The organism is Alphaproteobacteria bacterium (assembly GCA_002869105.1).
Classification (GTDB): Bacteria; Pseudomonadota; Alphaproteobacteria; order UBA7879; family UBA7879; genus UBA7879.
This window is the reverse complement of sequence record PKTP01000007.1, coordinates 69,883-93,858: the sequence shown is the minus strand read 5'-3', so window position 1 is coordinate 93,858 and position 23,976 is coordinate 69,883. Positions and strand designations below refer to the sequence as shown.

The 23,976-nt window shown below is 42.7% G+C and carries 20 protein-coding genes, 3 tRNA genes, 1 rRNA gene and 2 pseudogenes; 16 read left to right on the top strand and 10 right to left on the bottom strand.

Translation table 11 applies throughout. From position 1 onward, the window contains the following. Positions 1-152: 152 nt before the first annotated feature. Positions 153-1,052 carry a hypothetical protein gene (locus C0582_03535; GenBank protein PLX29611.1) on the bottom strand — a complete coding sequence of 300 codons (900 nt, stop codon included), beginning with the start codon at positions 1,050-1,052 and terminating at the stop codon, positions 153-155. Positions 1,053-1,172: 120 nt separating this feature from the next. On the opposite strand from C0582_03535, the gene C0582_03530 reads away from it, so the two are divergent. After that, positions 1,173-2,132: a hypothetical protein gene (locus tag C0582_03530; GenBank protein ID PLX29610.1), complete on the top strand. Its 960-nt coding sequence runs from the start codon at positions 1,173-1,175 to the stop codon at positions 2,130-2,132. Between the two features lie 97 nt (positions 2,133-2,229). After that, entirely contained in the window at positions 2,230-3,165 is a 936-nt protein-coding gene (locus tag C0582_03525) for a hypothetical protein (protein ID PLX29609.1), read from the top strand. Between the two features lie 10 nt (positions 3,166-3,175). On the opposite strand, the gene C0582_03520 is transcribed toward C0582_03525, so the two are convergent. Continuing rightward, entirely contained in the window at positions 3,176-4,009 is an 834-nt protein-coding gene (locus C0582_03520; protein PLX29608.1) for a hypothetical protein, read from the bottom strand. A 120-nt stretch (positions 4,010-4,129) separates the two neighbouring features. Between C0582_03520 and gltA the strand changes: the two are divergent. After that, positions 4,130-5,433 (top strand): annotated as a pseudogene (gltA, locus tag C0582_03515) (citrate (Si)-synthase). 372 nt (positions 5,434-5,805) lie between these two features. Here the strand turns inward: gltA and C0582_03510 are convergent. Further along, positions 5,806-7,050 (bottom strand): hypothetical protein, encoded by a 1,245-nt coding sequence (locus tag C0582_03510; GenBank protein ID PLX29607.1) that lies wholly within the window; start codon positions 7,048-7,050, stop codon positions 5,806-5,808. Positions 7,051-7,195: 145 nt separating this feature from the next. Here C0582_03510 and C0582_03505 point away from each other — a divergent pair, with 145 nt between their 5' ends. Genes C0582_03505 through C0582_03490 form a run of 4 tightly spaced genes read left to right on the top strand, consistent with a single transcriptional unit; the run spans position 7,196 to position 9,823 of the window. Then, complete coding sequence (locus C0582_03505; GenBank protein PLX29606.1) at positions 7,196-8,539, top strand: sodium/alanine symporter protein; 1,344 nt, start codon at positions 7,196-7,198, stop codon at positions 8,537-8,539. 6 nt (positions 8,540-8,545) lie between these two features. Further along, complete coding sequence (locus C0582_03500; protein ID PLX29605.1) at positions 8,546-9,067, top strand: hypothetical protein; 522 nt, start codon at positions 8,546-8,548, stop codon at positions 9,065-9,067. Then, positions 9,048-9,272, top strand: coding sequence for a hypothetical protein (locus C0582_03495; protein PLX29604.1), 225 nt, complete (start codon positions 9,048-9,050; stop codon positions 9,270-9,272). Before C0582_03500 ends, C0582_03495 begins: the two co-directional genes overlap by 20 nt. After that, on the top strand, positions 9,251-9,823 hold the full coding sequence (locus C0582_03490; protein PLX29603.1) for a hypothetical protein: 573 nt from the start codon (positions 9,251-9,253) through the stop codon (positions 9,821-9,823). Before C0582_03495 ends, C0582_03490 begins: the two co-directional genes overlap by 22 nt. On the opposite strand, the gene C0582_03485 is transcribed toward C0582_03490, so the two are convergent. Together C0582_03485 and C0582_03480 are read right to left on the bottom strand one after the other, a co-directional pair. Beyond that, a tRNA-Thr gene (locus tag C0582_03485) sits at positions 9,802-9,876 on the bottom strand. The two genes, C0582_03490 and C0582_03485, sit on opposite strands and share 22 nt — an antisense overlap. Before the next feature lie 69 nt (positions 9,877-9,945). Beyond that, positions 9,946-10,035, bottom strand: a tRNA-Ser gene (locus C0582_03480). Positions 10,036-10,201: 166 nt separating this feature from the next. Here C0582_03480 and acnA point away from each other — a divergent pair. From acnA to C0582_03460, 4 genes and pseudogenes are all read left to right on the top strand, one after another. Continuing rightward, positions 10,202-12,858 (top strand): annotated as a pseudogene (acnA, locus tag C0582_03475) (aconitate hydratase AcnA). Between the two features lie 247 nt (positions 12,859-13,105). Next, a 16S ribosomal RNA gene (locus C0582_03470) occupies positions 13,106-14,611 on the top strand. A gap of 289 nt (positions 14,612-14,900) precedes the next feature. Further along, positions 14,901-15,722, top strand: a complete 822-nt coding sequence (locus tag C0582_03465) for a hypothetical protein (GenBank protein PLX29602.1) — start codon at positions 14,901-14,903, stop codon at positions 15,720-15,722. A 292-nt stretch (positions 15,723-16,014) separates the two neighbouring features. Then, entirely contained in the window at positions 16,015-16,233 is a 219-nt protein-coding gene (locus C0582_03460; protein PLX29601.1) for a hypothetical protein, read from the top strand. A 336-nt stretch (positions 16,234-16,569) separates the two neighbouring features. Here the strand turns inward: C0582_03460 and C0582_03455 are convergent, their stop codons facing one another. From C0582_03455 to C0582_03435, 5 genes are all read right to left on the bottom strand, one after another. Further along, the gene (locus tag C0582_03455; GenBank protein ID PLX29600.1) at positions 16,570-17,769 is read right to left on the bottom strand and encodes a hypothetical protein; all 1,200 of its coding nucleotides are present in this window, start codon (positions 17,767-17,769) and stop codon (positions 16,570-16,572) included. Positions 17,770-17,877: 108 nt separating this feature from the next. Beyond that, positions 17,878-18,993 carry a hypothetical protein gene (locus tag C0582_03450; protein PLX29599.1) on the bottom strand — a complete coding sequence of 372 codons (1,116 nt, stop codon included), beginning with the start codon at positions 18,991-18,993 and terminating at the stop codon, positions 17,878-17,880. A gap of 21 nt (positions 18,994-19,014) precedes the next feature. Next, a complete protein-coding gene (locus C0582_03445; protein PLX29598.1) occupies positions 19,015-20,484 on the bottom strand; it encodes a hypothetical protein in 1,470 nt (489 codons plus the stop codon). A 35-nt stretch (positions 20,485-20,519) separates the two neighbouring features. Continuing rightward, the gene (locus C0582_03440; GenBank protein PLX29597.1) at positions 20,520-20,699 is read right to left on the bottom strand and encodes a hypothetical protein; all 180 of its coding nucleotides are present in this window, start codon (positions 20,697-20,699) and stop codon (positions 20,520-20,522) included. 167 nt (positions 20,700-20,866) lie between these two features. Continuing rightward, positions 20,867-20,943: transfer RNA gene (locus C0582_03435), tRNA-Pro, on the bottom strand. A 213-nt stretch (positions 20,944-21,156) separates the two neighbouring features. Between C0582_03435 and C0582_03430 the strand changes: the two genes are divergently transcribed. From C0582_03430 to C0582_03410, 5 genes are read left to right on the top strand one after another with little or no spacing between them, the layout of a single operon-like run. Further along, positions 21,157-21,465, top strand: a complete 309-nt coding sequence (locus tag C0582_03430; protein ID PLX29596.1) for a 30S ribosomal protein S10 — start codon at positions 21,157-21,159, stop codon at positions 21,463-21,465. Positions 21,466-21,476: 11 nt separating this feature from the next. Then, positions 21,477-22,130 carry a 50S ribosomal protein L3 gene (locus tag C0582_03425; GenBank protein PLX29804.1) on the top strand — a complete coding sequence of 218 codons (654 nt, stop codon included), beginning with the start codon at positions 21,477-21,479 and terminating at the stop codon, positions 22,128-22,130. Next, positions 22,130-22,810 carry a 50S ribosomal protein L4 gene (locus tag C0582_03420; protein ID PLX29595.1) on the top strand — a complete coding sequence of 227 codons (681 nt, stop codon included), beginning with the start codon at positions 22,130-22,132 and terminating at the stop codon, positions 22,808-22,810. The genes C0582_03425 and C0582_03420 overlap by 1 nt, the downstream gene beginning before the upstream one ends. 9 nt (positions 22,811-22,819) lie before the next feature. Next, positions 22,820-23,140 (top strand): 50S ribosomal protein L23, encoded by a 321-nt coding sequence (locus C0582_03415; GenBank protein ID PLX29594.1) that lies wholly within the window; start codon positions 22,820-22,822, stop codon positions 23,138-23,140. A 1-nt stretch (position 23,141) separates the two neighbouring features. Beyond that, positions 23,142-23,975, top strand: a complete 834-nt coding sequence (locus C0582_03410; GenBank protein PLX29593.1) for a 50S ribosomal protein L2 — start codon at positions 23,142-23,144, stop codon at positions 23,973-23,975. The last annotated feature ends 1 nt before the right edge of the window (position 23,976 follow it).

Genomic DNA, 23,976 nt, shown 5'->3' with positions numbered 1-23,976 from the left:
GAGTTTACTAAAAATTACCAGGTCTGCTCTGACTTTGAAAGAAGATATTTTAAAAAGTTGTCCAGGGCAGTGTATTCGGACGGGTTGTGAAGGAAAATAAAAAAAAGGCACGAATATCAATCCGTGCCTTGGTTATGAGAGAGAGCCTTCGCTTATTTTGCGGGCATGGCTCCTGGCGCTGCTTCTGTAGCGTCTTTTTTGTCCCACTCAATTTCTTTACCCTTGGTATCGAATAGCTTCACTTTCTTATCTTTCATCAACTTTTCGATGTAAGACAACAAAGATTGTTGAGATTGGAGCATCCGAAGTTGAGGTGCCGCTTGTTCGAACTTAGGTGGTTTTGACTTGCGTTTGTCTTTAACCATAACCACATGCCAACCAAACTTAGATTTTACTTTTGAGTGATGTCCTGGCTTTAAGAGGAAGACTGTTTCAGCAAAATTTGGACCTAAAGTACCTTTTGCAACTTCTTTTGTGAAATATCCGAGCTTACCACCACGTTGTTTAGTAGAAGGATCAATTGACTTTTCACGAGCAAGCGTTTCAAAGTCAGAGCCACTTTTAAGTTGTGAAAGAACTTTTGATGCAGCTGCTTCATTTTCTACAAGAATGTGATGTGCATCAACTTCATCTTGTGGTTTGAACTCTTTTTTCACTTTATTAAAGAGGTCCATGAGTTTTTCATCAGTCACCATTTCTTCAATTTTCTTTTCAACGAAGAGTTGCATTTTGGCGGCTTCTTGGCATTTTTTAACACGCTCTTTGTATTCTGGTGTGCTGTCAATTGAGCTTTTTGCAACCTCATCTTTCAGGAGCATTTCGGCAACCATTTGCTGTACAAGGCCTTGATACACGGCATCAATCGCAGCAGATTCAAGTTGAGGAATGGACTTTTTACGCTCGATCACATCTAAAAAGTAAATATTTTTATCACCTACTTTTGCAACAACTGGGTTTTGACTTTGCTTTTCTCCTAATGGAGAGGCTTGTATCCCTGAAAATGCCAAGGCACTTACAACAGCTAAAGGAAGAATTTTTTTCATTTTAATCATTTTTATCCTATGAAATTTTAAGTTATATTGCCGATTAATAAGAGCATACGCAAGAGATAATTTTATGATGATTGGGACACCTTTCACCAATCTAAACTTAGATATTTATTGGAGTTTATAATGATTTTTAAAAATTGGATCGTTACCCCTTTTCTTAGTGCCATGCTTTTTAGCTCCTTATGCGCTGCATCCCCTCCCTCTAATTGCCTTGAATTTGATGTCATCAAAATTCCGGGGCTTCCAAGCGCTCAGGAAGAGCGGCTAAAAAATAAGGGGATAAAAGCAGTGATATTTCACTGCATGGGAACAAGCCTGCGGCAAAGCTTGGATATTTTGACTGGAAACGCGGGCTATCAGGTAAGCACGCATTATTTTATTCCCACGATGTCCGGAAAAGAGTTTTTGAAAGAAATGAACATTCATCATCAAAAACTCAGATATCCAGAACGTGTTCCAGTTATTGAGATTGTGTCACCTGATCGCATGGCCTACCACGCTGGTAAAAGTTCGTGGGGTGGGGTGGCTGCAAAAAGCTTGAATCCTTCTTCCATTGGCATTGAAGTGCATTGTCCTGGATATGCTAATGGGTTACAGCCTTCTAAGGATTGGAATTTTAATGTTTTTGTTCCCTACAATGACAAGCAAAAAGAAACGCTTGTTGCGTTGACAAAATACTTAAAAACACAATATGGCGTTGATCATTTTCTGGCACACAGTACGGTAGCACCTGGACGCAAAACAGATCCAGGACCGCTCTTTTTCTGGGAGGACCTTAATAAGTTGGGATATGTGACTATTGTGGATCAAAACAAGGTTGTGCACATTAAGAAATTTAAAAATATGGAGACCCCAGAGCTTATTAAAGAGGCAAAAAAAGCATTGGTTAAATGGGGATATACAATACCAGTTGATGGAGAGGAAGAATTAGAGACTCTGACAAAGTGTATTGATAGCTTCTTCCTTCAGTTTGACCCAAGTTACTGGAAGGCGAAAAATCAAGAGGGACGAGAGCTAGCAAACGTCAATTTAAGAGAAAAAGTGATACGTTTGCTTGAGGGTGTCGAGGCCATGGCAGTTTGATCACTATATCCCCCTGTTTTTTTGAAGGCATCATTAATTATGTTTTTGCCACTTGAACAACATGTTATCTTAAACCTATCAATGAAGTGAGGCGCCTTTGGCTGGTCATAAAACATCTGTAAAATTTCGTTACATCGTATGTGTCGCTTTTCTTGGGAGTGCTGCTTTAACGGCTATCACTCTCTTTAGTTTTGAAAAATTTACCCAGGTTTTTTCCTCCTACCGGCGTTACGATGAGGTTAGGAAAACCCTCTATGATTTTCAATCAGCTGCCATCAAGCAAGATTTTATGATCTCAGCTTACCAAGAACGGCCCCAAAATAAATTGATCCATAAGGTTGAAGACATGAATCAAACGCTTACAAAAAATTTAGCTATTCTTGAAAGTTCACTTGATGAGCGTTTTAAGAACGAGCTGACTCTACTTGCAGCGGCAGTTGCCACAAGTGTGCAATATACAGAAAATTTATTTATTCGTGAGGCAGATCGGCTGGGAAAGAGGCAAGATTTTCTGGCGCTTTATAATCAGCTGCTGCATGTGCTTCATTATATTGACCAGGTTGAGCCTACGACAAAAATACGAGAAAAGATGAGCGCGATTGTTGTGATGATTGATCAAGTCAATAGCCATCCGCCAGCTTTTGAGCGAACGTTAGATAAAAAAATCAGGGATTTGAAGGATCTTATCCACTCTTACCCTGAGACGGTGACTAAAACACAAGAAAAAATCATAGAGCAAGCCCAAGTTCACTTGGAAGAATTTACTAAAATGGCATTAAATCTGGGACTGCAGAAAGATACTACTTCGTCTTCTATGCGGCACCACGATGATCAAGAAGTGCAAAAGAACATACGAAAAGCCACCGATGGCCTTCATGATAAACTTGTTCAAGAACAAGGTGCTATCTACCAATCATGGATTTCAAACAATGCCTTGGCTCGCCATTCAATGGCATTCGTTGCGCTTTTCACAATCGTTAGCTTATGTTGGTTGATGGTTGGTTTATCGCAGCTGTTTTCAGTTAGAAAGTAACTTGTTCTTTCTAACATCTTTTGTCTGTTTTTCTAAATAAAGCCATGGGCGCATTCAAGACATCTTTTGTGTTGAGAACACAAATAATATCGCCTGGCTTGAGGTCGTCGCTTTTATCCTGATGAATATAAAAAGCTTGTCGAGAGAATTGGGGATTAAAGTTGTATGTTTGAAACTTCACGCTACTTGATGGTGGATTTTTGACTGTTCTAATAACGGCAGATGTAAGGTAGCTCTCTCCCCTTAGCTCTTTACAAGCTTGATCAGCTTTTTGTCGGCAGGAAGGTTTTGTTTTTTTCTTTTGAGGGTTTGCCGGAGTCTCCGTGGTTTTTTTAGGCGCAAGAGTTGGCGGTGTGGGTTGTTTGCCCCTGGCCTTTTGGGATGTCCCGGCATGTCCATACTTGGATGTAGAGCCACCACGCTCACCAGTTTTATATTGCCTCAAAACTTCTTTTATACGGTTGCTTATATACTTTAAACGGGCCAAAAGTTCACTGGTAATGGCGTTTTTAATTTTGGGCGGTGTTTCTTGCTTTGTCTGCGCTGTATTGATTCTTTTTGAAACAGCCTCGATTCTTGGCAAAATCATCTCAAGTTCTTTTTGGGAGAGCTGCTCAATCCGTACCCTCAGTGTTTGTTTAGACATCACAAGGAGAAGGCCGATGGATTCAAGCAATGTTTCATGGCGTACTTTTTGATCTAATACCTCTAAATTTTCAAGTGCTTGAGAGCAGGTGCTTTGATTGGATGAGCGGGAGTGGGCAGGATTCGTTATTAAAAAAGTTGACACCAACACACCTATGATAGTGAAGCTTGTGTATGGTTTGCGCATTTCTCCCTCCATGAATATGCCTTAAGAGTATGTCAGCCTGATCATTGAACGCAACAGAAAATCATGACTTAAACAATTTCTTGCTGATGTCTGTGATTTTCCTTACCCTTGAGACTGAGTAAGAGGTTGCAGATGAACAAAAAAATAAAAATAGTAGAATGCTCTGAAGAAGGGGGCATTGACGATAAAACTTTAGGGGAATACAGAATTTTAGAAGGTTCCACGGGGCCAAAAGCCATTGATATTCGTACGCTGTATCGAGATACTGGCTTGTTCACCTTTGATCCAGGTTTTTTATCAACTGCAAGCTGTGAATCCGCCATTACTTTTATTGATGGTGAAAAAGGCGAACTGCTGTATCGAGGGTATGACATCAAAGATCTTGCTCGCAATTGTCGATTCATGGAGCTCGCTTATTTACTTTTGTTTGGCGAGCTGCCCAATGGCCTCGAAAACGATGAGTTTGTTGGCACCATAAGAAGCCATACGCTGCTCCATGAACAATTTAGAAATTTTTTTAGCGGATTTAGAGGCGGGATGCCCATCCGATGGCGATCATGGTAGCTGGTGTGGGTGCACTGTCAGCTTTTTATCATGATAGCCTCGATATGAATAATCCTGATCATAGACTTCGCTCATGCTATCGCTTGATTGCTAAAATTCCGACCATCTCTGCAATGGCTTATAAGTATTCAGTTGGTCAGCCGTTTGTTTATCCTCGTAATGATTTAGATTACACCTCAAATTTTATTCAAATGATGCTCTCTCTGCCGGCAGAGAAATATGAAATTGATCCCGTCATATCAAAAGCGCTGGATCAAATTTTTATTTTACATGCCGATCACGAACAAAATGCCTCTACGTCCACGGTCCGTTTGGCAGGATCAACAGGAGCAAATCCTTTTGCCTGTATTTCAGCGGGTATTTCAGCTTTGTGGGGCCCCTCCCATGGTGGGGCAAATGAAGCGGTTCTCCGTATGCTTGAAAAAATTTCTCGAAAAGAAAATATCCCAGATTTTGTAGAGCGCGTTAAGAGTAAGAAAGAACGCCTGATGGGATTTGGTCATCGGGTTTATAAAAGTTATGACCCGCGTGCAGAAGTTTTAAGAGAGAGCACGCACGAGATTTTGCACCATCTTGGCATTAAAGATCCTCTTCTTGATGTGGCGATGGAACTTGAAAGAATCGCCCTAGAAGATGATTATTTTATTGAACGTCAGCTCTATCCCAATGTTGATTTTTACTCTGGCATTATCTTGCGGGCGATGAATGTACCAACAAGTATGTTCACAGTATTTTTTTGTTTAGCCAGAACGGTGGGTTGGGTTGCGCAATGGCTTGAGATGATTGATGATTCTGATATGAGGATTGGGCGACCAAGGCAGTTGTACAAAGGTCCTGTGCAGCGTTCTTTTCTCAAGATCAATGATCGTTGACATTTCAAAACGCATTGCGTAGGAATGCTTTTATGAAAAAAGTTAAGCATTCGAAACTTTCAGCCAATGATAACATTGCTCCCAAGAACAAGAGTTGGACCAACGCGCTGTTATGGATTGGCGCGGCTGTATTTATTTTGGCCGGTATTTATTATTTAGCCTTGCCATCATCTTGGGTCCGTTTTGCAGCGTCTAGCTAAGTTTACGTTACTGACCGTTCAATGAATTTTTTGACTTGATTATCTTGGGCGAGATTGAGACTGATCCATTTACCCGATAAGTAGCGCCCCCCATAAATCAGTAAGTTCACTAAGCCAAAAAATGCGGTGATTTTCCAACTGACAGACAATGAGCAGGTGCTATATTGTACAATTAAGTAGGCGGGTATAATATGGCTGAAAACCAGACAGATAGGGCCGATGCTATCAGGATGAAAAGAGTATCTCCCCCAGCCGTTAGAACCCCAATAATAACCCAGACAAAACCATCAATCAGAAGGTAAAGCCAAATCCATGCCAGGCTTTGATGAATGGTTTTTTTCATGGTTATGAATTGTTCATAGCTTACGTTTTTAATGAACAGCTTTACCACGTCCTCAGGAAAAATAAAGGTTGGTATGGCAATAAGGGCCATAATAAAAATATGAATATAAAATGCAGAGAGTAGGGACTTTGGAATGAGTTTCTTTTTGCCTCTGCCGATAAAGTTTGAAATGACAGCTGTCATTGCCTTGCATAAACCCTCTGACATAAATTGAAACACTAAAAAAATACTTTGGCCAATGGCTAATATAATTGCGTGATCGTCACTTTCCCATGACACAATGACAAATAAAACAGTCCAAGCCATATATTCAATAAAATGAGCAGCGGCACTGGGTATCCCTAATTTAAGGCATCCTTTCATGAACTGTTTATTGTAGCGATAGGCATGGGTGGCAAACTGGAGTTTGTTTTTTTTCTGTAAAAAATAAAAGAAAAGAATCATCACGATGGTGGATTGAGCAATATTTGTTGCAATGGCACTGCCCCGTACCCCCATGCTTGGGATATATCCTTCTACACCAAAAATGAGAATAATGTCTAAAATAATATTGATCAGATCACCAATGATTGTAACGGTGGTGATGAGTGCAACATGACCTCGACCGATAAAAAAGGAAGATAAAGCCGCTGCTATACCTTGTAGAGGGAGGAACAAAATGAGGTTGTTGAAGTAGGGAAGGCCTTCGAGTCTAAAGCTTTTTGCTAACACGTGGGGGGCCATGAGGAGGCCGAGGGGAATTAGAAAGCAGCCGGCAATAATCGAGAACCAAATCATTTGCCAGACGGGAATGCCAATAAATTTATATTTCTTAAGGCCATTAAATTGACCCACGAATATTTCTGCAATACCGGCAATAGAGATCATGACCATTTGAAAGGCAGAAAAAAGCGTGCCAGCATTACAAGCACTGCTCATGGCAAGGGTAGAATAGCTGGTTAAAATCATGCGATCACAGAACAGCATGAACTGTGTTGAGAAAGCTACCAACATCAAGGGAAGAGAAATAACGAGTAGCTCGTTTAAACTCACATAGGGGTATGACGACAGTTGATTCGAGTGTTTGGAAGTCATAAGCTTCACATGCTAGCATTCTGACACTACATATTCATAGGTTTTCCTGCCAAATAAATTTGCTTTATAAGGCGCTGAAGGGTTTTTGTTTTTTTTATTTAAGAGCCATGATAAAAAGAGAGCTGAATTTTTTTATGATTAGAAAATGATTGATCTGTTCTTCCAAGCTCTTGATTCTTTTAATACGCTTTTGTGGGGGTATGTTGGCACGGCCTTCATTCTGCTTTCTGGCATCATCTTAAGTTTTAGATCCAGATGGTATCAAATCACAAATTTTCCACAAATTTTTAAGGAATTTGTTCTCTCTTTTACAAAAGTTGAACGGGAATTAGAGAAAAAAATTTCTTTAGATAGCCCGGGGGTTTCATCTTTACGTGCCTTTTTTGCCTCTATAGGTGGATGTATTGGTGTTGGAAATTTAGTGACTATTTCAATTGCTATTAAGATTGGAGGTCCGGGCGCGCTCCTCTGGATATGGGTTGTTGCGTTGTTGGGTATGATTATCAAGTATACAGAGGTGTATTTGGGCATTACCTACAGAGTGCAAAGGGGAAAAACTTATGAGGGTGGGCCCATGTATATTCTTAAAAAAGCTTTTCCAAAATTGGGCTTTTTGTCAAGCATAGTTGCTATCCTTATGGCGATCTATGGCGTTGAAATTTTTATGCTTTCTGTCATTAAACAAACCTTAACAACAAACTTTGATGTTTCAGGTCATTGGGTAACAGTGGGCCTTATCCTGGCCGTTTTCTGGGGTGTTTATGGTGGTGTTAATCGAATTGGCGCAATTAGTAGTGTTTTGATTCCCTGCTTTGTGGTGGTGTTTATGGCGATGACACTATGGATTCTCATTGGATCACTTGATCAAGTGCCTCATTTGCTTCAAACCATTTTCTACTCTGCTTTTAATGGTCATGCTGCTGTTGGCGGGTTTGCAGGCAGTAGCTTCCTAATGGTTTTAGCAAAAGGATTTTCAAGCGCCGCCTATTCGGGCGATGTCGGGATTGGATATGCCTCGATGATGCAAGCTGAAACACGTGATAAATCCCCAAAAAGACAGGCAAACTTAACGATTTTTGGTATTTTCTTGGATACTTTCATCGTTTGTACATGCACAGTTTTGCTGATTACATTGACAGGTGTTTGGACAGAAAACATACCAGGGGAGCAGATGGTTCAAGTTGCCTTGAGCCGGCATTTTCCTTTGATGGATTATTTTATGCCCGTGTTTTTGTTTGCTTTGGGTTATTCAACCTTGTTGCCATATCTTTGTGCGGGACTTAAATCTGCTGAATATGTTTTGCCTCAATACGGGCGACCTTTGTATTATGTGTATGCCCTTATTGCCTTTACATTCTTTTCTTTTTACGATGCATCTTATGCGCTGATTGTTATGAATGTTGCCGGAGGATTTTTGATGTTGATCAACATCCCAACCTTTTTGTATCTGCGCAAAGAAGTCTCTTATGATAAAGTAAAAAAAAGATAATATTATATTGAGTCAAAGATAGGAGTATCTTTTATTAATATTTTTAAGAAGAACCTAAAATCTCCATCACTTTTGACACTGGTCTTAGTTATAGGCTTGTCAAGGCTTTCAGACACTATTATTTTGCCTGCTTTGCCACAAATCAGTCTTGATTTTGGGGTGTCGGCAAATGTTGTGCAGCTTTCTTTATCGGTATATTTAACAGCGGTTTGTTTGGCATTTCTTGTTTGGGGATATTTGATTGATCAATTTGGTAGAAGGAGTGCTTTCATTGCCAGTTCAATTATTTTTCTGGGCGGCTCTCTTTTATGCTTCATTTCTTGGAGTTATGAGATCTTTTTTATTGGACGGTTTGTGCAAGGTATTGGATCAAGTGCGGCATCGGTTTTAGTGCAAACCTTAGCCCGGGACGTTTATCATGGCGAAAAACGCGCACGTGTCTATGCGACGATGGGGATGCTGGTTCCGCTTGTGCCGGCTTTGGGCCCTTTCTTTGGCGGGATCATTGATGAAGTTTTTCATTATTGATGAAGTTTTTCATTGGAGAGTGGTTTTTCTTTTCTCTTTTTTGTGTTCAGCTGCTTTCACAGTATTTTTTTATCTTCGCGTTGCAGAGACGCAAAACAAGAGCAGCAAACCAGCTGAAGTAAGGCTTAAAACCGTGATTCGTTTGCTTTCTAAAGATCTGAGTTTGTTGGGTTCTTTTTGCTTATGGGGTGTGTTCTTGCGGTGACGACGGTCAATGCTTCAGAGACAAGCTTTCTATTTATCCAACTGTTTGGTTTTAGCTCAGGACAGTTTGGCATTTTAGGAGCAGGTATTGCCTTGATGGCGGCTGTGGGAGGATTTCTCTCAAAGCGGATGCTTTCCCAAGGGGTGCAAAGTTTACTGATTATTCGCTGGGCGCTCAGAGGATGGGTGAGTGTTGCATTTTTTTACTTAATCATGGCGCTGCTAAAATTGACCAGTCCTGAAATTGGCTACTTTGGACTTGTCTCGAATGTAATTCTTATTAGCTTGATGGGGCTTTTGGGAGGGGTGATGGGCCCGAATGCAATATATGGTGTTTCCTATAAACACCCACAACAGGCAGGGACCGTTTCAGCTGTTTTCACACTCGGTTATTTTTTGGTGGGAAATATCGCATCGATTATCATTAGCTTGCTTCATAATGGAACGCAATATGCGCTGCCGATTGTACATTGCTTGATTGTTGTAAGTGCAGTTCTTTTTTATGCTTTTTTTCTGAAATCGAAAAAGAGTGGTGCCGCCGGAGAGAATTGAACTCTCGACCTCACCCTTACCAAGGGTGCGCTCTACCACTGAGCCACGGCGGCTAAGACGCTGAGACACTGCCACATATTAGCGTGCTAATCAAGAATTAAACTTATGAATGGGAAATAAAATGGCGGAGAGAGTGGGATTCGAACCCACGAAGGGCTTTCACCCTTGCCGGTTTTCAAGACCGGTGCATTCAACCGCTCTGCCATCTCTCCGACAAAAATGTTATGCCTTTTTCAAAGCATTCCGTCAAGATAATCAACGCTTTTGTCTGAGCATTTTATGTTTTTTGTGCTCAGGGCATTGGTTTTTTATCCGCAAGCATGGTTAAAACCAATCAATTTTGTTAGAGTAAAAGCTGTTATTTACCAAAGGGAGACAATGGAGACGTTCAAGCCACAAGATTTTTTAAAGCAGTATACTCACAGTCAAGAAACTTATTACTGTTATGACCTTCAATCGATTGCGCAGTTTTTTGGGCAGGATATAGCTAACATTCCTTATTGCATCCGCGTGTTAATGGAGAATGTCGTCAGGAATAGCCATGGAGCCCCACAAAGGCTTCAAGCGCTTGAAAAGTTGATTTGTTCTCAAAATGGCAAAGATGATATTCCCTTTTTTCCAAGCCGAATTTTAATGCAAGACTTTACCGGAGTGCCCGCCATTGTTGATCTAGCTACTCTGCGGGATGCTGTTTTTGATCGGGGATTGGAGCCAGAGATGATTAACCCAGGCATTAATGTTGACCTGGTGATTGATCATTCAATCATCGTGGATTCATATGGTCAGGACATATCTTTTTCTGAAAATAAGAAGAATGAATACCAACGCAACAAAGAGCGGTATCAATTTTTAAAGTGGGGGCAGAAAGCGTTTAAAAACTTTCGTGTTGTTCCACCCGGGGCCGGTATTTGCCATCAGGTAAATTTGGAATATTTAGCGTCTGTGGTAACGACGGAACAGACCGGGGGGAAAAATATCTCATATCCGGACACGCTTGTGGGAACAGATAGTCATACAACGATGATCAACGCGCTGGGTGTTTTAGGCTGGGGCGTTGGCGGTATTGAGGCCGAAGCTGCCATGTTGGGTCAACCTTATTCTATGCGGATCCCTGAGGTGGTCGGTGTTAAGCTGAATGGCAGCCTCCAGCCTGGTGTGACAGCGACAGATTTGGTTTTAACGATCACCCAGATTCTGAGGAAATTTAATGTTGTTGGTAAGTTTGTTGAATTTTATGGATCTGGATTAGACTGCTTGACGTTGGCGGACAGGGCAACGATTGCGAACATGGCACCTGAATATGGTGCGACTTGTGGGTTTTTCCCAGTTGATCAACTAACCCTAGACTATCTGAGATTAACGGGACGTGATGAAGCGCATGTTCAATTTGTTGAAGAACACTGCCGCAACCAAAGCTTGCTATGGTCTACTGAAAATCCTGAACCCACTTATTTTCACAATTTGTGTATTGAGTTAGGGGACGTTGAAACAAGTTTGGCCGGGCCACGGCGTCCACAAGAGAGATTGAGCTTGTCTGAGGTGGGGAAAAGCTTTCAAGAAATTATCACCAAGGAAAAGAAGAAAAAGTCTCAGGGAACGTGTCTGGCAAATGGTTCTGTTGTTATTGCTGCAATTACTAGCTGCACCAATACATCCAATCCAGCTGCGATGATTGGGGCGGGGTTGGTTGCGCAAAACGCCCGTAAGCTTGGTTTAAAAGTAAGCCATGGGTTAAAACATCTTTGGCACCAGGCTCGCAAGTTGTGACGGATTATTTAGCCCGGGCTGGATTGCAACAAAGTCTGGATGAGCTTGGATTTAATTTAGTGGGATATGGGTGTACTACATGCATTGGAAATGCGGGTCCCCTTGCTCCTGAAATTGAGGATGAAATTAAGCAGCAAGAGTTAACGGTTGCTTCTGTTCTTTCGGGAAACCGAAACTTTGGAGGACGTATCAGCCCTTTGACGCAAATGAATTACTTGGCATCTCCAATGTTGGTGGTTGTGTATGCAGTGGTTGGAACCGTTAATATTGATTTGACCTGTCAAGCAGTTGGCTGTGATGCGTCTGGCAATGCTGTTTATTTAAAGGATCTATGGCCTACACCAGAGGAAATCCAAAAATGTATGGAAAGGGCTGTATGCTCCCGGTTTTATCAAGAAAGATATCAGAAAATCTTCAAGGGAGATGCGCAGTGGGATTCATTAGATGTAGGGAGCTCGGATCAATATTCCTGGGATGAGGGCAGTACCTATGTAAAAAAATCCCCGTATTTTGATCTGCAAAAAAATAAAGGCCAAAAATTATCAGACATTGTGCATGCACGTGCTCTGGTTGTTTTGGGGGATAGTGTTACGACCGATCATATTTCTCCGGCGGGAGTTATTCAGCTGGATAGTCCCGCCGGGCTTTATTTGCAGAAAAAAGGTGTTTTGCCTGAGGACTTTAATTCATATGGTGCGCGGCGCGGCAATCATGAAGTAATGATGTGGGGCACATTTGCCAACATTAGAATTCGAAATGAAATGCTGCTAGGCACAATTGGGGGCTATACGTATGGTCCAGACAATGTGTCCGAAGTGATGCCTATTTATGATGCGGCGATAATGTATATCAAAAAGGATATTCCTTTAATTGTGATTGCAGGCAAAGAGTATGGCACAGGTTCTTCAAGGGATTGGGCTGCTAAAGGTCCTGCTCTTTTAGGCGTTAAAGCTATTGTTGCCGAGAGCTTTGAGCGCATCCACAGGTCTAATCTAATTGGGATGGGGGTTTGGCCGTTGGCTTTTCCTGCGGGGGTGACGCGTCAGTCACTCGCCATTACGGGCCAGGAGCATTTTGATATTGAGGGGATGGAAAAACTTACGGTGGGCCGCCAATTGATTTTACGGATTTGTTGTCAAGATGGCGCTGTGGTTGAGCAGCCGGTCATATGTCGGATCGACACCCAAGAAGAGCTTGATTACTATTGCTCTGGGGGCATATTACCTTTTGTTTTAACGCAAATGATGGATCAAGCTTCCAACTCCTAAATATTTTAAAGCTTTAGGACAAATTTTTTCAATTTTTGAAGAATCAGGTCTTGCAATGTGAAGAGACGTTGGCTATATAGGTATCACTTACTGTTGATTGAAAAAGTTAAGAAGGGAAAAGGTAGGTTAAAGTTTCAGTTAATTCTGGATTTTAACAAACTTTAAAGATGTACACATAATTGTGTGACATCCGTCAATTTTAGTTTTTTGGAGATAGGAGAAAATCTTCTTGGTTATCAAGATAGATGAACTTGAGAGTTTGATCCTGGCTCAGAACGAACGCTGGCGGCACGCCTAACACATGCAAGTCGAACGAAGCTCAAGAGCTTGCTCTTGATGACTTAGTGGCAAACGGGTGAGTAACACGTGGGAATCTACCTATTGGTGGGGGATAACTTTTGGAAACAAAAGCTAATACCGCATAAGCCCTTCGGGGGAAAGATTTATCGCCAATAGATGAGCCCGCGCTAGATTAGGTTGTTGGTAGGGTAATGGCCTACCAAGCCTTTGATCTATAGCTGGTCTGAGAGGATGATCAGCCACACTGGGACTGAGATACGGCCCAGACTCCTACGGGAGGCAGCAGTGAGGAATATTGGACAATGGGGGAAACCCTGATCCAGCGATGCCGCGTGAGTGAAGAAGGCCTTAGGGTTGTAAAACTCTTTCAATCGGGAAGATGATGACGGTACCGATAGAAGAAGCACCGGCTAACTCCGTGCCAGCAGCCGCGGTAATACGGAGGGTGCTAGCGTTGTTCGGAATTACTGGGCGTAAAGCGTGCGTAGGCGGCCCATTAAGTCAGACGTGAAAGCCCCGAGCTCAACTTGGGAATTGCGTTTGATACTGGTGGGCTAGAGTTCTAGAGAGGTAAGTGGAATTCCTAGTGTAGAGGTGAAATTCGTAGATATTAGGAGGAACACCAGAGGCGAAGGCGGCTTACTGGCTAGACACTGACGCTGAGGTACGAAAGCGTGGGGAGCAAACAGGATTAGATACCCTGGTAGTCCACGCCGTAAACGATGAGTGCTAGATGTCGGGCTCTATGAGTTCGGTATCGCAGCTAACGCATTAAGCACTCCGCCTGGGGAGTACGGTCGCAAGATTAAAACTCAAAGGAATTGACGGGGGCCCGCACAAGCGGTGGAGCATGTGGTTTAATTCGACGCAACGCGCAGAACCTTACCAACCCTTGACATGGAGGTCGCGGCCTAAGAGATTAGGCTTTCAGTTCGGCTGGACCTCACACAGGTGCTGCATGGCTGTCGTCAGCTCGTGTCGTGAGATGTTGGGTTAAGTCCCGCAACGAGCGCAACCCTTGTCTTTAGTTGCCAACAGGTAATGCTGGGAACTCTAAAGAGACCGCCAGTGATAAGCTGGAGGAAGGTAGGGATGACGTCAAGTCCTCATGGCCCTTACGGGTTGGGCTACACACGTGCTACAATGGTGGTGACAATGGGCAGCAAAGGGGCGACCTGGAGCTAATCTCATAAAAACCATCTCAGTTCGGATTGTTCTCTGCAACTCGAGAGCATGAAGTTGGAATCGCTAGTAATCGCAGATCAGCATGCTGCGGTGAATACGTTCCCGGGCCTTGTACACACCGCCCGTCACGCCACGGGAGTTGGTTTTACCTTAAGCTGGTGCGCTAACCTTTTTGGAGGCAGCCAACCACGGTAAGATTAGCGACTGGGGTGAAGTCGTAACAAGGTAGCCGTAGGGGAACCTGCGGCTGGATCACCTCCTTTCTAAGGATGTTACTGCTAGCAACTTGTTGTCAGTATAAAAATGGATCTCTGATCTATGTAACTCCATAAAATATATTTGCAGGTAACGCTATTTATAGCTTTTTACTCTTAAGGCCTGCAAACCTTCTATCCCTAAACTACCTTTTCCCTTCTTGACTTTTTAAGATTAACACACCCTCTTTAAATCAAGACTTATCTCAAAATTTCCACCATAAGATTAAAATAATCATTTCTACTAATTGTATTTGGTTATCTAAGCAGCGTACTTTATTAGAATATTTTTTGGAGAATGGCATGATGTCGGCGCGTGTTTTTTTATTTTTAATTCTCGTGATCTTGGGCGCACCCCTTTCAGCGGTGCTTGATGTTGAGGATATTGAAAAAAGAATTGTCTATAAATTTGCCAATCAACAGCATATAGAAACTTCGTTTCAGGTGGGAACGGGAGGTTTTAAAAAACTCGAGAGTCTCGGGGATGCTGTTTTGTATAAGGTGCTAACGGAATTTTTCTACGATAAAGCAAAAGGTGCTGCTGAAATACACGACCAAAGAGAATCCTATAAAAACAATATTTTTCTGGCCAAGGCGTATAAACGCTTTGGGCTAGATGCACCCCTGATGACAGTATGGAAAGCGGGTGAAAAAGATAATGTGGATCAAAACTATGCAGCTGCGATGGAGGCTGTCATTGGGGCGATTCATCTAGATGGCGGCGATGGAAAAAGCAAGAAATTCATTTTAAATAGACTTGCCGGCCAGAAAATTTCTTCTCTTTTAAAGATTGAAAAGACATCCGTAAAAAAGAAGTCTGCAAAAAGAGGCGCGACTGCTCAGAAAAAAGAGAGCAATCCTAACCCCTCTAAAAAAAGCAAGAGAGGAAATCACCGCCAAAAATTACATGCCCTTAAAAAATCACAAAATCTTCAAATATATCAATTTGCTGCAACCGATGATCCGCAGGCTTTTGCATTAAGCTTACGCGTACGTTGTCCAGATTCCAAAGGATGTTATGACAAGGAAATTTATCGTATTGAAGCAAAAGATTTGGTGAGTGCCAAGCCTTTGCTTGCCCAGTGGGCTCTTGATAACATTGATCAATTGAAAAGGCCTGTCTGATTTTGTGGGTTGTTTTACAAAGAGAAACTTAGAAATTTTTCTAATCTAGGATCCTGAACAGCAAGAACACCTCTAATATGCGACATTGGTTGAACGCGATACTGCTGCGTGGGGCAGAAGGCTTGTAGCATGCTGGCCTTGGAGAGCGATCGTTAACAAACAAGTATCTTAGATACTATTATACTGTTTTTATATTAGTATAAAAAATAAAAAGGGGGTTTTATGCGCCGGGGGATATGGTGGGGGACGCGTGCTTTGTGCAATAAATGAGCGCGTTTAAAAATGTAAATAGATGAAATTTTGGGCGCCCCTGTATCATATATTGACGCGTGGAGGTCAGGTGTGTTTGCCAATGTATGGTATTAATGTCCAGACTCAAGAAACTTTCAGTGAACGACGGGCGGACGAGTATGCTAAACATTATGCAGGACCAAACCATAAGGGAGAATATCACTCTCTTAAAAATTTTACGGAGAGGGGAGCGAGAGCCCAGTTGCTGTTGCCTTTTTGAATCGGCTTGTTCTCAAAAAAGAAGGGAAGCGTAAGATTTATGCTATGTTCTATGATGATATTTACGTGGTGATGTTTACTCGAAAATAGATTTTAGATACTGGCTGTGGGGGGCATGATTCCGATTTCCTCATCCCCTCGGGCACGGAATGGCACAATCTTATTGAAAAATCAAAAGAGGGGCCAATTTAATTTTCTTTGCTTTTGGTAAAAGATTAAAACTTAGTATTGGTTATCAAAGAATACAACTTCTTCTTTCCCGCCCTAAGGAGTGGATGGTCGGGGCGAGGGGGGATCCCCAATCCCAGCCCACAAAACCAGTTTCAGTTTGTAACGTTTAGAATCTAGTTGATGTGGTATCGCCTGCTTGCTCTCTTAGATTCTCGTTGGTGTCATCATCTTTATTTTTTTTATCTTCTTCATTAGAATCAGAGTTCTCTGTGTTCCCTGTATTTGTGTTATTGATCTCTTCAGGACCGAAACTATCAAAAGAATTATCGCCCTCTTCAGAACTGAAACTATCAAAAGAGCCAGTATCATCCTCAGGACCGAAACTATCACCAAAGCTATCATCAGATGGGATCGCACTGTCAACAACATTCAGAGCTTCTGCTGCAGGGGGAAGATTCGTATTGTTCGTTCTACCTCCACCATTGCTGCCACCCGTTTCTGGCGCGGGGAAAGTGGTTGAAGATATACCGCCGGGCCATAATGATATTTCTGATAGATTGGCATCATCAAATGTCTTTTGAAGGAGGATAGGGGGTTGATCGACGGAGCTGAAGTCAACTCTTTTAATTGCATCAGGGGCAACAGGCCCCTCTAAAGTGAGGTCTGAATTTGCAAAAAATACGCCGGGACTAGTGTAATTATTAAGATTAACTGTAATGCTGAAATCGTTTGACGTGAAAATTTCATAATCATTTACCAGAGGGTGAGCAACGTTATATCCAACCATCAGTGAATGATATTGACCTGTTGAGAAGTGAGTAAAATCACTTGTCATTGCAGATGAAAAGTTTAAAAAAGCAGGATTCGTGAAAGTGATTCTGTTTGTGAAGGGATCACCATTGACAAGCGATCCATCGGTTGTGTCAGAGATGATTAACCACAATCCCCCCTGGATCGCCGGCCCCGAATATTCAACATCACCAGAAAAAGTGATGCGGGGGGCAAACACAGCCAACACGTTTTGGGCCCATTCAACAGAGCTTCCTTGTTTGAAAGTCACACCAGATTGGGCAAGTGTGCTTTGAGCGGCTTGGGCTGAAGTACTTAAAAATGTACTGATGTAGACATCATTGTTTGCGAGTTGAGCATTTAACCAGCCGTCTGTAATTTGATTGATGCCATTATCTTGTTGATTTGCAGTTCCCGGATCTCCATCAATAATTTCAATGATAGCTGGGTCAAACAGAAGAGAGGCATTTTTGGCATCAATGTTGACGTCTTCAACGCCTGATAAATCCCCCGTTCCAGAGAAGTCAATCCAACCATTACCCAGAGTCACGTCAGCGTTGCCAAAGGTTGATTGCACGCTGGATAACCAATTAACGCGTCCAGAACGGCTGTTTTCGGACTTTACATTAATGGTCAGATCATCCCCAACATTTAACGTTTGGGTGTACAGGTGATCACGCGGGTTTTAATACTGGTTCAGTCTTTGATAAGTAGGTTTGACCCCCACAAATAATTGCCCTGCGGTGTGATCAGCAGAAAGGTCAAACGTTCCTGTATTAAGGTTGACTTCATCTCCTAAAATAATGGCTTTACCGGCGGCAGCATCCGTGCCCCCTTTTAAGTGGATATCATTGTTCACATTAACTTGGCCGCCATTGGGCGCCCCAATCAACCAAACGTCCCCTGCAGCATTTTGTTCAATCTGCTGGGCATCCGCATTTGTATGAACGGGGTTCATGGCGGTAAAGCCCTCGGAAACCTGCTCGGCGGTTAAAGCATGGGCACCTTGCTTGCTATTCTTGGCTAAAATTGACCGAATGGTGACATCGTTTTGAACTTTCTGATCTTTAATTGTTTGAGCAGTCTTGCCTTCAAGGCGTAGTTGAAAGCGATCATCAAAGAAGCTGATATCCAGCGCATCGTCTCTGTTAGAAACAGGCGAGGCCAATCCAATGATGGCACCCATTTGATCAATGCCGGGAGCAATAAAGGCCAAGCCCGCTCCAGAGAACGTAAAGTCGCCGGTGATTTTGATGCATTTGGCATCAGGATTATCAGCAAATTGTAATTGACCCCCTGACGTAAAGTTGCCTGGGTTTTTTAGAGTATAAGTTGAGGCAACAAATTTACCTTGGTTCCCCATATCAATGTGCGCCCCTTTTGTGACCACGATACCACCCGAGTTAACCAGAAAAACATTTCCCTGATTGGCTGATAATGTTCCAGCAAGGGTGCTTGGCGCACCGCCCGTTACATTGTGCACCGTTGTGTGCGCGCTAGAGGCATGATTGTGATGAACGTGATGGTTCGCCGCAATGTTAAAGGAGTTCCAATTGATTAACGTATTTTGTTGATTCGGCGTGATGGTCATTTTTTGACCTTGCGTCGTAATGGCAGCTTGGCCCGAGATAACCGTTGGCTGTTGTGGCAAAGATGCTGCTGCTATCGCTGATTGTGACACATCTGTTTTTAGAACTGTGGTTGGGGCTGCAGGTATGCTCTTTGTTTGAACGGTTTGGTCGGCGTAGGCGCCTGTTACGGCTCCTAATATGCCCCACGTTAAAGCGATTGTTTTTTTCATAATACTCTCCCCTTAGATTCCTTATATTTTTGTGTTGTAGGTTAAGCCAAAGTATGTTTTTTTGGCAAACTTCGTGGTGCCGATGGTATGTCTGAAGGGGAAGCCTTGTTCAACGAAGATATTAAATCTATCGATCAATTGATGGCGTATACCGACAGTTCCGCAAGATAGTTTTCTTAATTTTTTCTCAGTGGCGGATGGCTGTCTTAACCATGTTTGCCCGTGGCTCAACGATCCATAGATAGTAAGGTTGGCCCAATCCACATCACCAAGGTCGCGACCCACAACATAGCCTAATTCAAGATTGCCTTCATACCCACCATCCCCTGAGTAGGACGCATTGGGATGGCTGAGATCAAGGGGGTAGCCCCCAAGAACCAACCGACCATTTTGAACCGCTTTTTTGGTGTTGTATTGTGCTTTCATGCTGAATTTTGCATAGAAATTATCAGGCAATTGCTGTTGACGCATGAATGTCATGAATACGCTGCTGGCATCAATATGGCTTTGATCGCCAGCCGTTTTAACGCCCCGTGTGCCGGTGCCTTTTAAACCCCAATCGTAGCCAAAGTCTAAAAAGTTAACGCCTAAGTACTGGTCTGAAAAATCATACCGAATGGCAGCCGTTATAAAACGACGACGATTTTTGGTGGTTTGGTTAGTGGCTTTCTGCGCGTTTTTCTGATTTTCCATGTTATATTTCAATCGAACGATCACTTCATCATAGCGCTGGAGTAGTAGTGGATAATTAAACCCAAAGGCCAACTGATCAAATTTATTCCGCGCTTGAAGAGAGCTATAACGCCGTGTTGGATGTGTTTTAATAGTTGCAGCTGTAGTTGTGAAATTTAAGTCATCTATGCCTGTGGGGGTTTCGTTATCCAAGAAGAATAAGGCCAGTCCTGCTTGACGCGGACCCCAGTTCACACCCCAGGTTGTTCTTTCGTTTAATCCAAATCCATTTTTCAGGGTTAAATCAGAGGTGAATATCCAAGGGGCAATTTCATGGGATACGCGATTATGCACCCCCATGGAAACAGATCCTAAATCTTCTTCAAGCTGAACTTCAAGGGTAATGGGTTCGCCCGGCTTTTTAGGAGGAACAAGTGTTGTTGTTGTTTTAACTCCATGGGTGCGGGTCATCCTTAAGATTTGCTCTTCGTATATAGACCGGGTTAATAGAGGTGTATCTTTAAGGGTTTGGGACACTTCTCTAAATTTATCACTGGCAAGATCTGTCCGGCCTTTAAAAACCACCCGGCCAATTTTTGCATGCAAAACGTTCACCTGAATTTTCCCCTGATCAACTTTTTGGGGTGGGATCACAATGCGGCTAAAGATAAAGCCGTTGTTGCGTAAAGCGGCTGTTAGATCTTGTTTAAGTTGGCCCATGCGACCCATGGACATTTTTTGACCCACATATTTATCAAAGACAGATTGGAATATTTTATTATCCAGGGCCTTGTCTTGGACATTAATATTCTTAACCACAAAAGCTTTGTCTTTATCATTGGGTAGAAGCGACTTTAAAGTTTTCTCAAACCCCCCTTCAGAGGCTTCTTTTTCTCGCTTGAGAGGGGTTTTAGGCTGAGAAGGGGTCTTAGACTTTCATAGGTAAGACCAGCATTAAAACTTGAAGGCCCGGCGGAAAGTAAGGTTGTTGATGCTAAAAATAACGTTGCACAAAGAATGGGATTTTTTTTCATGAAGCCTACCTGTTTAAAAATAAATTTTGAATATTAAAACACTCTGATTTAGACGTGTCTAGAACAAAAACTTTTTGCTATCAAATGGGTCTTTTTAAGCAGAGGGCCTAAAAAGGTGAGGAATCTTAAATTTTAAAATGGTGAGTTAGCGTACATATAGAGAGAAATGGTCGGGGCGAGAGGATTCGAACCTCCGACCTCCTGGACCCAAACCAGGCGCGCTACCAGGCTGCGCTACGCCCCGAAACCATGCAGTCTTTCTATAAGAAAATGACGAGACTTACAAGAAGAAAAAGAAGAACAGTTTTCTGCAGTTGTCAAGGGGCATGCAAAACTTAAGAATGTCTAAAGTAGCTATGAACTGGAAACCATTCAAAAAAAACAAATAAGCGCTTGCAATGTTGAATTTCCTTAGTTATAACTCCACAAGAATTTAGTTTATTGAAAAGTAAGTGTGATGGAAGATCAAATTATTAGAATCCGACTTAAGGCTTTTGACAGCCGCGTGTTAGATCAATCGACAAAAGAAATTGTACATACAGCTAAGCGCACAGGTGGTGTCGTTCGTGGCCCTATACCGTTGCCGACACGCATTAGCAAGTTTACTGTTAATAGATCTCCCCACATTGACAAAAAGTCTCGTGAGCAATTTGAGATGCGGACACACAAACGCATGATTGATATCGTTGAGTGGACACCGCAAACAGTAGATGCCCTGATGAAGCTTGAGCTTGCTTCTGGTGTGGACATCGAGATTAAACTTTAGTGGTGATGAAAATGAGAACAGGATTACTCGCAAAAAAGCTTGGCATGACTCAAATCTTCACTGAAAACGGTGAAATGATTCCTGTAACAATGCTGCATGTTTCTAGCCGCGTGCTTGGAACTGCTTCTGTTGAAAAAAATGGCTACACATCTGTTCAAGTTGGCTTTGGCTCTAAGAAAGCTTCTCGGGTTAATAAGCCTCTTAAAGGGTGGTATGCAAAAATCAAACAAGAGCCGTGTGAGAAAGTTGCTGAATTCCGGGTTGATGCGGATGGTCACCTAGAGGTGGGCGCTGAATTGAAGCCGAGCCACTTTGAAGATGGACAATTTGTTGATGTATGCGCAACTTCTATTGGTAAAGGTTTTGCCGGTGCGATGAAGCGTTGGAATTTTTCTGGTTTGCGTGCGAGCCATGGTGTTTCGATTGCGCACCGTTCACACGGGTCGACAGGTCAGTGTCAAGACCCAGGTAAGGTTTTTAAAGGTAAGAAAATGGCGGGCCGATTGGGCGCTGAGCGTGTGACAATTCAAAGTTTGCGCGTTGTGAAGTCCGATGATGAAGCTGGCATTCTCTTTGTTAAAGGGGCCGTTCCTGGTCATAAAGGGGCGATCGTTCGGGTGAGCGATGCCATCAAAAAAGTTAGTGCAGCTAAGAAGGTATCGTAATGTCAGTTGTTGCAAAAGTATCTGAAACGCAAAAAATCGCTCCCAAAGACATCAAGGCTGGAGTTTTTGATCTTGCGGCTAAGAAAATAGATGATGTTACCCTGTCAGGATCTGTTTTTGGTCTTGAGTTAAGAGAAGATATTCTTCAGCGTGTTGTGCGCTGGCAGCTTGCCAAAAGACGTTCTGGTAATCACCAAACAAGAACAATCTCAATGGTTCAAGGATCAACACGTAAGCCCTTCCGTCAAAAAGGAACGGGTCGTGCACGTCAAGGAACTGTGCGAGCGCCTCAACATCGTGGTGGTGCTGTTGTTTTTGGTCCTGTGACACGGGATCATGGTCATGACCTTCCAAAGAAGGTGAGACGGTTAGGTTTGGCGGTTGCGCTCTCAGAGAAGCTGCGTCAGAAAAAGTTAAAAATTGTTGATTCTTTGGCTTTGAAAGATTGTAAAACCAAAACGCTACAAGACGTTTTGAGTGCTCACAAGATTAAATCAGCCCTGTTTGTTGGTGGAAATGCAATGCAACAAAACTTTGCGCGGGCCTCATCAAATCTTTTTGACCTTGAGGTTTTGCCTGTTGAGGGGTTGAATGTTTACAGCATCCTGAAACGGGATGAGATTATTATAACTAAAGAAGCTGTTGACTTGATCACAGCACGAATTTTGAACGCTAAGTAAGGAATAGTGATGAGAGATTTTACGTTAAAACATAGACTCTCTGACGAAAAGAAATTTGATATTCTTTTGCGTCCTTTGGTGACTGAAAAAACAACGCAACAAGCGGCCTTTAACCAGTATGCCTTTGTTGTTGCGCGGGATTCTAACAAAGGACAAATCAAGAAAGCAGTTGAAAAAGCTTTTGGTGTCACCGTTGAAAAAATAAACACGGTGTTGCAAAAAGGAAAAACCAAAAAGTTCCGAGGTCGTAAGGCCTTTCGTTCTGATTTCAAGAAGGCGTATGTCACGCTTAAATCAGGCCAAACAATTGATATGACGGCAGGTAATTAAGATGGCGCTAAAAAAATATAATCCAGTTACTCCTTCTACCCGTCAGCTGGTTACTGTTGATCGCTCTGACTTATGGTCAGGTCGTCCTCATAAGCCTTTGATTGAAGGCTTGCGTAAGTCAGGTGGGCGTAATAACCGTGGACGGATGACTGTTCGTCATCGTGGTGGCGGACATAAAAAGCTTTATCGTGTTGTCGACTTTAAGAGGCACACAACGCTAACTGAAGGTACGGTTGAAAGAATTGAGTATGATCCTAACCGGACAGCTCACATTGCGTTGATTGATTATGGTAACGATGTAAAATCTTATATTATTGCACCGCAGCGATTGGCTGCTGGTGATAAAATCATCGCCAGTGAAGATGCTGATATTAAAGTCGGAAATGCGCTACCTTTAAGCCGGATTCCAATCGGTACCATCATTCACAATATTGAGATGAAGCCTCTTAAGGGTGCGCAAATAGCGCGTTCTGCAGGTACATATGCTCAGTATGTCGGTCGTGACCTAGGCAAAGCCTTGCTTCGATTGAGCTCTGGGGAATTACGAATGGTTCCGCTTAAGTGTTGGGCTGTTGTTGGAGCTGTTTCTAACTCAGATCATAAAAACACGAACTTGGGTAAAGCAGGCCGTTCCCGTTGGCTAGGTCGTCGCCCGCATGTTCGTGGTGTTGCGATGAACCCTGTAGATCATCCACATGGTGGTGGTGAGGGTCGGACATCTGGTGGTCGTCACCCTGTAACACCTTGGGGTAAGTCAACCAAGGGTAAGAAAACAAGAAATAAGAAAAAATCGTCAACTAAGATGATTGTTTCACGTAGTAAATCAAGGAGATAAA

What these genes read in the sequence shown, in the direction of transcription:
- C0582_03535 (PLX29611.1), bottom strand. Translation starts at nt 1,052, where the DNA reads ATGATTAAAATGAAAAAAATTCTTCCTTTAGCTGTTGTAAGTGCCTTG.
- C0582_03530 (PLX29610.1), top strand. Translation starts at nt 1,173, where the DNA reads ATGATTTTTAAAAATTGGATCGTTACCCCTTTTCTTAGTGCCATGCTT.
- C0582_03520 (PLX29608.1), bottom strand. Translation starts at nt 4,009, where the DNA reads ATGGAGGGAGAAATGCGCAAACCATACACAAGCTTCACTATCATAGGT.
- C0582_03510 (PLX29607.1), bottom strand. Translation starts at nt 7,050, where the DNA reads ATGACTTCCAAACACTCGAATCAACTGTCGTCATACCCCTATGTGAGT.
- C0582_03505 (PLX29606.1), top strand. Translation starts at nt 7,196, where the DNA reads ATGATTGATCTGTTCTTCCAAGCTCTTGATTCTTTTAATACGCTTTTG.
- C0582_03495 (PLX29604.1), top strand. Translation starts at nt 9,048, where the DNA reads ATGAAGTTTTTCATTATTGATGAAGTTTTTCATTGGAGAGTGGTTTTT.
- C0582_03490 (PLX29603.1), top strand. Translation starts at nt 9,251, where the DNA reads ATGGGGTGTGTTCTTGCGGTGACGACGGTCAATGCTTCAGAGACAAGC.
- C0582_03465 (PLX29602.1), top strand. Translation starts at nt 14,901, where the DNA reads ATGATGTCGGCGCGTGTTTTTTTATTTTTAATTCTCGTGATCTTGGGC.
- C0582_03460 (PLX29601.1), top strand. Translation starts at nt 16,015, where the DNA reads ATGAAATTTTGGGCGCCCCTGTATCATATATTGACGCGTGGAGGTCAG.
- C0582_03450 (PLX29599.1), bottom strand. Translation starts at nt 18,993, where the DNA reads ATGAAAAAAACAATCGCTTTAACGTGGGGCATATTAGGAGCCGTAACA.
- C0582_03440 (PLX29597.1), bottom strand. Translation starts at nt 20,699, where the DNA reads ATGAAAAAAAATCCCATTCTTTGTGCAACGTTATTTTTAGCATCAACA.
- C0582_03430 (PLX29596.1), top strand. Translation starts at nt 21,157, where the DNA reads ATGGAAGATCAAATTATTAGAATCCGACTTAAGGCTTTTGACAGCCGC.
- C0582_03425 (PLX29804.1), top strand. Translation starts at nt 21,477, where the DNA reads ATGAGAACAGGATTACTCGCAAAAAAGCTTGGCATGACTCAAATCTTC.
- C0582_03420 (PLX29595.1), top strand. Translation starts at nt 22,130, where the DNA reads ATGTCAGTTGTTGCAAAAGTATCTGAAACGCAAAAAATCGCTCCCAAA.
- C0582_03415 (PLX29594.1), top strand. Translation starts at nt 22,820, where the DNA reads ATGAGAGATTTTACGTTAAAACATAGACTCTCTGACGAAAAGAAATTT.
- C0582_03410 (PLX29593.1), top strand. Translation starts at nt 23,142, where the DNA reads ATGGCGCTAAAAAAATATAATCCAGTTACTCCTTCTACCCGTCAGCTG.